We start from the raw sequence: 11,598 nt of genomic DNA on the forward strand, positions 1-11,598 counted from the left end.
TTCCCCCTCAGCCGTTGTGGCTCTTGTACGTCGGAAGATACGTGTTCCCCTGCTTGATCGCGAATTTCTGCAGGTCCGCGCTGGGCAGCTGCGGCAGGTCGGTGTGGTTCCTGCCCCCGTCGAGCTTGTTCACGATCTGGTCGACCTTGCCCGGCACGTTGACCAGTTCGACGCCCTTGTTCCAGAGCGCCGCACCCTGGTGGTAGGCCGCGGTGGCGGTGAGCAGGCTGAACTCGCGGGCGTTGATGTCGTGGCTGACGGCGCGCACCACGTTCTGGTCGAGTCCGACCAGAGCCCGGATGGCTTTCGCCCTGTCCGCGCCGGTGGTGACCAGTGCCTTGTAGGCCTCGCGCTGCGACGCCGCCGACTCCCCCGCCGCCTTCCAGACGTTGAGGTCCTTCGCCGGGTTCTGGAACAGCTTGCGGGTGGCCGACTTCATCAGCCGCTTGCCGATCTGCGCCTTCAGCATGGCGTTGGGGCTGGTGCGCACCCCGGCGACGGTCTTCGGGATGCGGGCCAGAGCCTTGATCCGCGCCGCCTTGCCCAGGAACGAGAAGATGCGGCCGCCGAAGATGCTCAGCACGACCGTGACGGAGGCGCCCAGCACGTCGAGGAAGGTGCCCTCGCCGTTCGCGAACTTCACCACCGCATCCACCAGCTTGATGACGGACGCGACCAGCGCGATCACGACCAGCACCTGGCCGAGGATGGGCACCCAAGCCAGGAAGATGGCGAGGACCCCGGCGATGTCGCCGATCGTCTCGATCACATCCATCACCTTGTCCCAGAAGCCGGGGTTCTTCAGCCCGTTGTTGTGGTGGTCGACCACGTCGACGATCGCGTCGACCGCCTTCTCGGCCGCGCGGTCCTTGCGGTCGCGGGCGTCGTACCAGGCCTGGTGGGCCGCCTGCAGGGCGGCGTTGGCGCTGCGCGCGGCGTCGTCGGCCCGGTCCGCCGCCGTGCCCGCGGTGGAGGCGTCCTCCGGCTTGGCGTTCTGGGCGTCCGTGTGCGCGCTCGTCGCGGCCTTGTGCGCGGCATCCGCGTCGCCCTGCTTCTCGTTGATCAGGGTGATGGCCTTGTCCGCGTCGTCCTTCGCGCCGCGCAGCTCGGAGGCGTACGCGATGAGCGCTGCGGCCGTCTTGGCGTAGCGGTCCTTGGCCTTGTCGATGTCGTCCGCGGTGTCGCGCGACATCTCCTGCAGCTTCGACACGGCCTGGGATCTGTAGCCGTCGAGGTCGTGGATCTTCTTGAGCTCCTTCACGGAGCGCTGGATCGCCTCGCCGATGGACTGATAGTGCCGCCCTTTGGCCTCCAGCACGTCGGGGTCGCCGGTGAGGGGCTGGAACTCGGTGTCGCTCACTTCTTGTCCTCCAGCGCCTTGGCGAGATCGCCGTCGACCTTGACGAAGTTGTCGGCCACGGCGGCGATGACCTGCTGCACGTTCTTCACGTTCTCGGTCATCTCCTTCCGCTTCTCGTTCCACTTGTGGGCGAACTCGCGGACGTGGCTGTGCAGGTCGTCGTGTCCGGTGGCCGCGGCGAGCGAGTCGCTGAAGTCGTCGGCGTTCTGGAACTCGCGCACGACCGCGTCGAGGTCGTCGCGCAGCTGCACCAGCTCGTCCAGCTTGAGTACGAGATCGGACACTGTTTCCTCCCCTGTGGATCGATCCTGCCGTAAGCAACGTACCGGTGGTCCAGCGGGGAGGCGATGGGGAGCGCTCCCCATCCGCCGAGGTCGGCGGCACTGGGTATGGTGCAGAGGTGCGACTGAAACTGACCCTGGCCCGTCCCTCCGGGAGCAGCGACGACATCGTCGTCACTGCGGATGCGGCCGCCAGCATCTCGGAGGTCGCCGCGACCATCGCGCGGATCGACCCGCGGCGCACCGGCCCGGTCGCCGCCCCCGGCGCCCTCACCCTGCGCGCGCAGCTGCCCGGGCAGGCGGACCCGCTGGTGCTGCCGCCCGATGCGCCCATCGGCGAGGCGTGGATCGGCAGCGGCGCGACCGTCGCACTGGCCGACGCGGGGCTGCACTACGCCTCCCCCGAGCTCGGCGACGTCCCCGTGGTGGCGACGCTGCGCATCCTGAACGGTCCGCAGCAGGGCGCGACCTTCCCGCTGCGCGCGGGCAGCACCGTCCTGGGTCGCGACGAGTCGTGCGACATCGTGCTCGAGGACCCGCTGGTGTCGAAGCGGCACGTGCGCTTCGAGGCCGGCGACGGCGTGGAGGTCGTCGACCTCGGCTCGGCGAACGGCGTGCTGGTGGACGGCGGGCTGGTCACCCGCTTCACGGTGCGCCGCACCGAGACGATGCTGCTCGGCGACACCGAGGTGGAGCTGGAGGTCCGGGCGGCGTCGGAGCTGCCCGCCGCGACGCCCACCGCCGGTCCCGTGTTCTTCAACCGGTCGCCGCGGGTCGAACGACGCTATGCGGGACAGGTCTTCCAGGCGCCCGAGGTGCCGGGCGAGAAGGACGACCCGCCCTTCCCGCTGCTCGCCATGATCACGCCGCTGCTGCTGGGCGGCGCGATGTTCGCACTGACGCGGCAGCCGACCACCCTGCTGTTCGTGCTGCTGTCGCCGGTGATGCTGATCGGCAACTACATCAGCGGACGCACGCGCGGCAAGCGCAAACTGAAGAAGCAGATCGCGGTGTTCGAGCAGCGGCTCGAGGCGCTCTCGACGAAGCTCGAGGAGGAGCGGCGCACGGAGGTGCGGCTGCGGCAGGCGGAGACGCCGACCACCGCGCACGCGCTCGCCGAGGCCGTACGACGCGGTCCGCTGCTGTGGACCCGGCGTCCGGAGCACTGGTCGTTCCTCAACCTGCAGCTGGGCCGCGGCTCGATGCGCTCGCGCAACACCGTGCAGGCGGTCGACCGGGCCGAGCTGATCGTGGAGTTCCAGGAACGATTGGATGCTGTCGTCGCCGCCAACGAGCGCGTGGACGACGTGCCCGTGCTCGACAACCTCTACGAGTCCGGGGCGCTCGGCATCGCCGGGCCGGCCGACCTCATCGCCGGGTCGGTGAATTCCGTGCTGGTGCAGCTGACGGCCCTGCACTCCCCCGCCGAGCTGGCGGTCGCCGCGCTCGTCTCCCCGCGCTGGTCGCGCGAGCTGGGGTGGCTGAAGTGGATGCCGCACACCTCCTCGCCGCACAGCCCACTGCCGGGCGGCCACCTGGCCGACAGCGCCTCCAGCGCGGCGGGCGTGCTCAGCGCGCTCGAAGGGCTGGTGGAGGAGCGGCTCGCCGAGGCGAAGCGGTCCCCGCAGCGCCGCGGCGCGATGGAGCAGGAGCGGGCGGCGCTGGAGCGCGGCGCCGAGGTGGGGCGGTCGCAGACGGCCGAGGGCACGCCCTCACCGGTTCCCGCGGTCGTGGTGGTCATCTCCGACGACGTCGCCGTCGACCGCGCGCGGCTGGTGCAGCTGGCGGAGGCGGCGGCCGACGCGGGCGTCTTCCCGATCTGGGTGTCGGAGGACGCCTCCGCCCTCCCGGCGGTGTGCCGCACGTTCCTGCAGCACACCGACCAGCCGCACCGCGCCCGTGCCGGGTTCGTCCGCCTCGGCGAGACGGTGGAGGACATCGTGACCGAGCCGGTCAGCGCCGCGACCGCCCTCGACTACGCCAAGCGCATGGCGCCCGTGATCGACGCGGGTGCGCTCGTCGCCGACGCGAGCGACCTGCCCCGCTCGATCTCGCTCGTGACGCTGCTCGGCCACGAGCTGGCCGAGTCGTCGAACGCCGTGGTGGACCGCTGGCGGCAGAACGCCTCCATCCACGACCGCTCCGCAGGCGCCCGCCCGCCGCGCCGCCGGCCCGGAACCCTGCGCGCCACCATCGGGTCGGCGGGCGTGGATGCGATGCACCTCGACCTGCGCAGCCAGGGTCCGCACGCCCTCGTCGGCGGCACCACCGGCGCCGGCAAGAGCGAGTTCCTGCAGGCGTGGGTGCTCGGGATGGCCGCCGAGTACAGCCCCGACCGCGTCACGTTCCTGTTCGTGGACTACAAGGGCGGCTCCGCCTTCGCCGACTGTGTGAACCTCCCGCACTGCGTGGGCCTGGTGACCGACCTGAGCCCGCACCTGGTGCGGCGCGCTCTGACCAGCCTCCGGGCCGAGCTGCACCACCGGGAGCATCTGCTCAACCGCAAGAAGGCGAAGGACCTGCTGGAGCTGGAGAAGCGCGGCGACCCGGAGAGCCCGCCCGCCCTCGTGCTGGTCATCGACGAGTTCGCCGCCCTGGTCGGCGAGGTGCCGGAGTTCGTGGACGGCGTGGTCGACATCGCCCAGCGCGGACGCTCGCTCGGCATCCACCTCATCATGGCCACGCAGCGCCCGGCGGGCGTCATCAAGGACAACCTCCGCGCCAACACGAACCTGCGCATCGCCCTGCGCATGGCCGACGAGTCGGACAGCCAGGACGTCGTCGGCGTGGCCGACGCGGCGCACTTCGACCCGGCGATCCCGGGCCGCGGCATGGCGAAGACCGGACCGGGACGGCTCGTGCAGTTCCAGTCCGCCTACGCGGGCGGATGGACGACGCGCGAGCCGGAGCGTGCGGGCGTCGACGTCGCCGAGCTGCGGTTCGGCGGCGAGGTGCGCTGGGAGGAGGAGCGCCCGGCGGAGGAGCCGGAGCGCGACCTCGGCCCGACGGATCAGCAGCGGCTGGTCGCCTCGATCGTGCGGGCGCAGGCAGCCGCGCACATCCCGGCGCCGCGGCGTCCGTGGCTCGACGAGCTCGCCGCCGCCTACGACCTGGGCCTCCTGCGCCAGCGGACCGATGCGGAGCTCCTGCTCGGCGTCGCCGACATCCCCGACCGGCAGGAGCAGCGCCCGGTCTACTTCCAGCCGGACGTCGACGGCAACATCGCGATCTACGGCACCGGGGGCTCGGGCAAGTCGACGGTGCTGCGCACGCTCGCCTCCGCCGCGGCGATCACCCCGCGCGGCGGCCCCGTGCACGTCTACGGCCTCGACTTCGGCGCGGGCAGCCTGCGGATGCTGGAGAAGCTGCCGCACGTCGGCTCCGTCATCCCCGGCGACGACCCCGAGCGCATCATCCGGCTGTTCCGGATGCTGCGCGACGTGCTCGACGACCGCGGGCCGCGCTTCGCCGAGGCGAACGCGTCGAACATCACCGAGTACCGGTCGCTGACCGGGCGGCAGGACGAGCCGCGCATCCTGCTGCTGGTGGACGGGTTCCCCGCGTTCCGCGAGGACTTCGAGATCCCGGCCGGGCGGTCGCAGTGGTACGACGTGTTCCGCGACCTGCTCGCCGACGGACGCCGGCTCGGGCTCCACGTCGCCCTGACCGGCGACCGGGCCGGTGCCGTGCCCACGTCCATCGGCTCGCTCGTGCAGCGCCGGGTCGTGCTGCGCCTGGCGGAGGACGGCTACGGGATGCTCGACGTGCCCAGCGACATCCTCTCGCCCGCCTCCCCTCCCGGCCGCGCGATCGTGGACGGCTACGAGACCCAGGTCGCCGTGCTCGGCGGCTCGCGCTCGGTGGCCGACCAGTCCGAGGCGGTGCGCCGGCTCGCGGAGGCGATGGAGCGCGCCGGGATCGCGCCCGCGCCCGCGGTGGGGTCCATGCCCACGGAGCTGGCGCCGGCCGACCTGCCGGACACCGTCGGCGGGCTCCCCGCGCTCGGCATCGGCGACCTCGACCTGGGGCCGCTCGGCTTCGAGCCGTCGGGGACGCTGCTCGTCGCCGGCCCCCGGCGAGCGGCCGGACGAACGCCGTCGCCGCGATCGCGGACGCCCTCGCCCGCTTCGACCCGGACACACGGCTGTACTACGTGGGCAGCGCGCGCTCCCCGCTCTCCGGCTCCGGCCTGTGGACCGACCGCGCCCTCACCCCGGCCGACGCGGCCGCACTGGCGAAGGACCTCGTGGAGGCCGTCACCGACCCCGACACCGAGGGGCGCATCGCCGTGTTCGTGGAGAGCCTGGGCGACTTCCTGCAGACGCCCGCGGACTCGCCGCTCGTCGACCTCATCCGCGCCATCCGCCGCAGCGACCATCTTCTGGTGGCCGAGGCGGAGACCAGCGCCTGGGGCACCTCCTGGCCGCTGCTCGGCGAGGTCAAGAACGGCCGTCGCGGGCTGCTGCTGCAGCCGGACTCGATCGAGGGCGACCTGCTGCTCAAGACCCCGCTGCCGCGGCTGAACCGCTCGGAGTTCCCGGCCGGGCGCGGTGTGTTCATCCAGAAGGGCGGCTTCACGCGCGTGCAGGTGCCGCTGGTGGATGCGACCCTCCCGGCGCGCGTGCGGGTCTGACGCGGGTCTGACGCTGGGCGGCTATTCGCCGTCGTCGTGCTCCCACGGCCACAGCGGCCGGCCGCGCTGCCGGAAGCGGCCGACGAGCACGAGCTGGTAGAGCAGTGTCACCACGAACGCGCCGATGGCGACCGTGATCGCGGGCCAGCGCAGCAGCTGGCCGAGCGCGAACAGGACGTAGTGGAACGGGTCGCCGGGATGCGCGATCGCGCCGACGACACCGCCCGCGGCGATGTACACGGCGTAGCAGGCCACCGCCACGCCCAGCGCGACACCGGGCGACACGCGCTGCCGGTCCGCGGGCACCCGCGTGCCGATCACGATGAGGAACACGAGGAGCATCAGCGTGGCGGCCACCACCATGATGGGCCCGAGCAGCGGACCGGCGGCCGGATCGTCGATGGGCTCGCTGTCCGTCGCCAGGGCGATCAGGCCGAAGGCGGCGACGAGCAGCGCCGCATAGAGCGCCGCCGCGAAGAACGCGACGACGGTGGCGTACGCCCGTTCGTCACGCATCCCTCACCCGTCGGTCAGTATCCCTGCTGAGTGTAGGCCGCGGCGGCCTGGTTCTGCGCGTCGGCGACCTGCTGCTCGTAGTCCGCCTGAGCCTCCGCGTTGCGCGCCTTCAGCTTGCGTCCGCGCGCGGCCAGCCACGCGCCCGTCCAGATCGACATCTCGCGGGCGATGACCCCGGCGAGCACGGCGAACGGGTTGACCCAGGTCGTGCGCAGCAGGATGGCGAACTCGTTCGGAGTGCGGGTCCAGTACTGAGCGTCGACCAGGTTGGCGCCGATGTAGACGAGGTAGACGAACACCGCGACGAAGAGGCCGCCGAGGATGTAGGCCCACCAGCGCGCGCGGTTCAGGATCTGGATGAGCACGACCATCCCGATGAAGAACGCCAGCACGGGCGCCCAGCCCCGGAGGCCGAACGCCGGCCCGCCGGTGAAGAACTGCACCAGCGCCGGGATGAACTCGTCGCTCGGCGTCAGCAGCGAGCCGACGATGAGCACCGCCGCCGCCCAGAGGACGGCGAACGCGACCGTGCCGACGAGGGCGATCAGGATGCCGACCCCGCGGTTGCTCTTCTTCTTCGGCGCCTCGGGGCGCTGGAGGTAGATCGGGGTGACGGGCTGCGGGCCGGCCGAGGAGGGGACGGCGGCGGCGCCGGTCGTGGCGGCGGCAGTTGCGGCGGCGGTTCCGGTGCCTGCGGTCGCGTCCGCGGTCGCCTCGCCCGCCGGGGCAGTGGTGTACGCGGCGGTCGGCGCTTCGCCCTGGCGCAGGGTGGCGGCCTCGGCCGCGACGATCACCGGGGTGGCCGACTCGGCGGGAGACGCGGTGTCGACGGTGGCATCGCCCGCCACGGTCGCACCCGGCTGGGCGCTGTTGCGCGCGACGGCGGCGGCGACGTCGTCATCGGTCGACACGACCGGCTCCGGCTCGGAGATGGCCGCGGGACGCTGCGGCTCCGCCTGCTCGGCCGGAACGGCGGCGGGCGTCTCCGCCTCCTCACCGGCCGGCCGGTTCAGGTGCCCGCGCGCCGACACCGGGCTCGACGGCGGCTCCACCACCTGCGCCCCCGTGTCCGTCGCGGGCTCCGCGGCGGCCGACTCGGCAGGGGCGGTCGCCGGTGCGACCTGGTCGGCGTCCGGCCCGGGCTCATACGTCGCGCGCTTGGGTGTGGACTCCGGCGTGTCGCTCATCCTGGCTCCTCCATCGGCCCGGCGGGCCCGTTGCGCCCACTGTAGCAACGGGCGGCGCCGGGGCCGGGGAGGCAGGGCGGGGGTGGGGTTACTTGGTCGGGGTTGTGGAGGGGGTGGGGGATCCCGTCGGCGTGGGCGACGCTCCGGCGGTTCCGGACGCCGATGGCGCGGAGGTCGGGTGGGCCGCACCGAGCACGTAGACGAGACCGGTGATCGTGTACGTCGAGCCCGAGGGCGCTCCGGGCGCCACGGCCTTCGCACCGGCGACCGGAGCGGAGGTGGCATTCTCGCTTCCCGTGAACCCCGTAACGAGGACGAGCCGCGAGCCGTGCTGCAGGCCGCCGAGGAAGGCGATGGCGGCATCCGTGCTGCCCTGCACCCCGATCGTGACGGGGATCGCCACGAAGTCGCCCGCGGTGATCAGGGGGTTCGTCGCGGCCTGGGGGGCGGCCGGCGTCGACGGCGCAGCGGCGGCCGGCGTCGGTGCGGGCGTCGCGGAGGGCGACGCGGACGCACCGCCGGAACCGGTAGCGGGGCTGCCGCGGCAGGTGCTGCCGGAGGCACGTAGGCGACCGGCTGTCCGGAGTTGAACTGCGAGATGGTGGTGCCCGTGGAGGCTGCCAGTGCGCGCAGGTCCGACAGCATGGCGTCGAGCGACGAATCCGACGGGACGGACCGCTGCAGTCGCTTGAGCTGGTCCTTGAAAGTGGAGAGCTTGGCGTAGTCCTGCTTCAGCTTGGCGAGTTGCGCCTCCGCTGCCCGATTGTTCGCCTGGGTGGTGGCGATCTGCTCGTTGGCCGCGCTCGCTGCTGCGAGCTGAGGCTGGACTCCCAGAAGGTAGCCGAGGGCGAGGACGACGGCGATGGCCAGTCCGGTCGCCGCGATGACGATGCGCTGTTTGTCCACGTCACTTCCCCTTCTGCGCGAACCGGCCGTCGAAGGCCGACTCGTTCAAGTGCATGATCGCCGAAGCCGTGTAGCCCGAGCCGTCGAGGGTGATCGCTCCGGGTGAGACATCGGCCACGGCCGGCAGGCCGGAGAGCTGAGACAGCCACGCGGACACCACGTCGAGGTTCGGCGCCTTCACCTGGATCGTCACCGTCGCGACGCGGGTGCCCTGGAGCGGGACCGTCGACTGCTGATACGCGGCCAGCGGAGACGCGGAATCGAGCGTGATGCCCGTGATGGCGAGCTCGCTTCCGGTCACCGCCCGCACCTTGTTCAAGAAGGTCTGCCAGTCGATCTCGGTCGATGCTCCGACCTCCTGCCCTGCCTTGGTGAGCGCGATCTGGCTCTGGACGCCCCGAACCGTGGCGTACTGCTGTTGCTGCTGTGTCAGGGCGGCGGTCTCGGCCTGTGCTGCGGACAGGGTCGAGTTCGCCTGCATGGCCATCACGGTGCTGCCGCCGATGGCTGTCACCACGAGCGCGATGACCACGACGAGCACGAAGAGCAGCCGCCGTCCGATCGCGTCCTTGCGCCGAGAGGCCTTCACCTCGGGCGGAAGCAGATCGACTCGAGGCGGGACGGCGAACGCGGGCCCAGGCCGACCGATCGACGACTTTCCCGGGCGGGCGCCGGCGCCCTCTGCCTCGGGTCCCTTCGCCTCCTTGCCCGGCTTCTTCGATTTCGCCGGTTTCGCCGCACCGGTGTCGCTCGACCCGCGCGAACGACGGGACTTGGGACTCCCTACCTCGGGCGTTTCGCCCGGGCGTGTGAGCTCTGCGGTCATGCTGCCTCACTTCCCATCGCGAGTCCGAGCGCCACGGTGATCGCCGCCTGGTCGTAGCGGAGCTTCTGGGCGTCGAGCCCTCGGGAGAGCGCGATGCCGGGGAAGGGGTCCCCGAGCGAAGCGGGCAGCCGGGTGAAGTCGGCCAGTGCGTCGACGAAACCGGGGAGCGCCGACCCTCCCCCGGTCAGAACGATCGCGTTCACGGGATGATTCGGCCGCGTGTTCGAGTAGTAGGAGATGGTGTTGCGGAGGCTGACGAGAAGCTCGGAGACGACCTCCCGAGCCGCCGTCACGGCCGCCTGGGCCGCAGGCGAGGGGTCTGCCGATGCGACGCCGTACATCCGCTTGGCCCGTTCCGCTTCGTCCACAGAGATGGACAACTGCGAGGAGAGCGCCGCGGTCACGTCGGCGCCGCCGGCGGCGATGATGCGCACGAACTGCGGCACCCCGTCGAGCGAGATGACCACGCTCGTGGTGTTCGCTCCGACATCGACGAGGGCGACCGTGCCCTCGAGGCGCGGACGCGTCACCATGAGGCGGCCCAGTGCGAACGGGATCAGGTCGACTTCGACCGGGGTGAGCCCGGCGGCCTGGACGGCCTTCACGTTGCCGACCACCGCCTCCTTTACCGCCGCGATCAGCAGGCCGTGCGTCATCGGTCCGGCCTCGGTCATCGTCTCGGAGACGGGGAAGAAGTCGAGAAGGGCGTCCTGCACCGGGACCGGGAGCATCTCCTGGGCGACGAAGGGGAGAGACTCCCGGATGCGCTGCCGCGGCGCCGAGGGGACGCTGAGGTCGCGTGCGAGCACCCGCTGGTTGCCCATGCCGAGCACCACCCGGCGGGACTTGAACTTGCCGACGCTCCACAACTCCTTCAGGAGCGCCCCGACCGTGTTCGGTTCGAGGACCTCACCGCGGCTCACCGCCCCCTCGAGCAGGGGCACCTCCGCATAGCGCAGGAGAGTGGGCCGGGGCTTGGCCGGGTCCGCGAGTTCGACACCTCGGATCGTCGTCGATCCGATGTCCACCCCCACAATCGTCTTAGCCATCGAGCTTTCCCCTTTCCGCCGCACTCACTGCAGGCCGATCACGGCGAAGTACGAGGCGACGAGCGGCGCCCCGAAGAAGATTCCGACCCAGGCGCCCAGCAGCATCCAGGGACCGAACGGGATCCCGCCCTTTCGGTCCACTCGCTTTGCGAGCAGGAGCGCGAGACTCACCAGCCCGCCGAGGACGAAGGCGGCGAAGGCCCCAACGGCGAGCTGAGCCCAGCCGGCCCAGCCGAGCGCAAGCCCCAGCACACCGGCCAGCTTCACGTCGCCGAGGCCCATGGCATCCGGCCGGATGACGGCCAGTAGGAGGTAGAAGCCTCCGAGAGCGGCGCCTCCGATGGCTGCCTGGCCGAGCCTCGCCCAGTCGCCGTCGACCGCGGCCGTGGCCGTGAGGAGAACAGTGATCGCGACCGCCGTCGGAAGGACGATGCGGTCCGGAAGGCGGTGGGTCTCGATGTCGATGAAGGCGAGGGCGACGGTGACGGCCGCCAGCCACAGCCAGGCGAGCAGCTCGAGCAGCGTGGCGGCGAGCGGCCGGCCCGGGGCACGGAGCGGACCGAGGAGCGCGAAGGCCACCACGGCGAACAGGACGGCCGTTCCGAGCTCCACGAGCGGATAGCGGGCGGGGATGCGGACGTCGCAGTCCCGGCAGCGACCGCGGAGGAGCAGCCAGGAGAGCACCGGGATGTTGTCGTACGGACGGATGCGGTGACCGCACGCCGGGCAGGCGCTCGCGGGCCGGACCAGCGACATCCCGGCGGGGACGCGGTACACGACCACGTTGAGGAACGAACCGATGAGCGAGCCGAACACGGCGACGACGGCGACCATGACCTG

The 11,598-nt window shown here is 71.8% G+C and carries 9 protein-coding genes and 1 pseudogene; 1 reads left to right on the forward strand and 9 read right to left on the reverse strand.

All coding sequences use genetic code 11. From position 1 onward, the window contains the following. Window positions 1–7: 7 nt before the first annotated feature. Entirely contained in the window at window positions 8–1,360 is a 1,353-nt protein-coding gene (locus tag ACQ86M_RS11095; RefSeq protein ID WP_431245471.1) for a putative T7SS-secreted protein, read from the reverse strand. Continuing rightward, a complete protein-coding gene (locus ACQ86M_RS11100; RefSeq protein WP_431245472.1) occupies window positions 1,357–1,644 on the reverse strand; it encodes a hypothetical protein in 288 nt (95 codons plus the stop codon). The genes ACQ86M_RS11095 and ACQ86M_RS11100 overlap by 4 nt, the downstream gene beginning before the upstream one ends. 116 nt (window positions 1,645–1,760) lie before the next feature. Here ACQ86M_RS11100 and ACQ86M_RS11105 point away from each other — a divergent pair. Then, window positions 1,761–6,274 (forward strand): annotated as a pseudogene (locus tag ACQ86M_RS11105) (FtsK/SpoIIIE domain-containing protein). Between the two features lie 21 nt (window positions 6,275–6,295). Here ACQ86M_RS11105 and ACQ86M_RS11110 read toward each other — a convergent pair. The 7 genes from ACQ86M_RS11110 to ACQ86M_RS11140 form a co-directional block, all read right to left on the reverse strand. Beyond that, entirely contained in the window at window positions 6,296–6,790 is a 495-nt protein-coding gene (locus ACQ86M_RS11110) for a DUF6121 family protein (protein ID WP_431245473.1), read from the reverse strand. 14 nt (window positions 6,791–6,804) lie between these two features. Next, window positions 6,805–7,977: a hypothetical protein gene (locus tag ACQ86M_RS11115; protein WP_431245474.1), complete on the reverse strand. Its 1,173-nt coding sequence runs from the start codon at window positions 7,975–7,977 to the stop codon at window positions 6,805–6,807. An 88-nt stretch (window positions 7,978–8,065) separates the two neighbouring features. Beyond that, window positions 8,066–8,380, reverse strand: a complete 315-nt coding sequence (locus ACQ86M_RS11120; protein ID WP_431245475.1) for a hypothetical protein — start codon at window positions 8,378–8,380, stop codon at window positions 8,066–8,068. Between the two features lie 17 nt (window positions 8,381–8,397). Then, on the reverse strand, window positions 8,398–8,883 hold the full coding sequence (gene pilO / locus ACQ86M_RS11125; RefSeq protein ID WP_431245476.1) for a type 4a pilus biogenesis protein PilO: 486 nt from the start codon (window positions 8,881–8,883) through the stop codon (window positions 8,398–8,400). A 1-nt stretch (window position 8,884) separates the two neighbouring features. After that, window positions 8,885–9,472, reverse strand: coding sequence for a hypothetical protein (locus tag ACQ86M_RS11130; protein ID WP_431245477.1), 588 nt, complete (start codon window positions 9,470–9,472; stop codon window positions 8,885–8,887). A 233-nt stretch (window positions 9,473–9,705) separates the two neighbouring features. Then, window positions 9,706–10,758 carry a type IV pilus assembly protein PilM gene (gene pilM / locus ACQ86M_RS11135; protein WP_431245478.1) on the reverse strand — a complete coding sequence of 351 codons (1,053 nt, stop codon included), beginning with the start codon at window positions 10,756–10,758 and terminating at the stop codon, window positions 9,706–9,708. Window positions 10,759–10,782: 24 nt separating this feature from the next. Beyond that, on the reverse strand, window positions 10,783–11,592 hold the full coding sequence (locus ACQ86M_RS11140) for a prepilin peptidase (RefSeq protein ID WP_431245479.1): 810 nt from the start codon (window positions 11,590–11,592) through the stop codon (window positions 10,783–10,785). Window positions 11,593–11,598: the final 6 nt, after the last annotated feature.

Origin of the sequence: Leifsonia xyli subsp. cynodontis, assembly GCF_050632205.1 — a bacterium.
Classification (GTDB): Bacteria; Actinomycetota; Actinomycetes; order Actinomycetales; family Microbacteriaceae; genus Leifsonia; species Leifsonia xyli_D.

Excerpts from the sequence above, each read along its gene's own strand:
- pilM (WP_431245478.1), bottom strand. The coding sequence starts at position 10,758 with ATGGCTAAGACGATTGTGGGGGTGGACATCGGATCGACGACGATCCGA.
- ACQ86M_RS11140 (WP_431245479.1), bottom strand. The coding sequence starts at position 11,592 with ATGGTCGCCGTCGTCGCCGTGTTCGGCTCGCTCATCGGTTCGTTCCTC.
- ACQ86M_RS11115 (WP_431245474.1), bottom strand. The coding sequence starts at position 7,977 with ATGAGCGACACGCCGGAGTCCACACCCAAGCGCGCGACGTATGAGCCC.
- ACQ86M_RS11110 (WP_431245473.1), bottom strand. The coding sequence starts at position 6,790 with ATGCGTGACGAACGGGCGTACGCCACCGTCGTCGCGTTCTTCGCGGCG.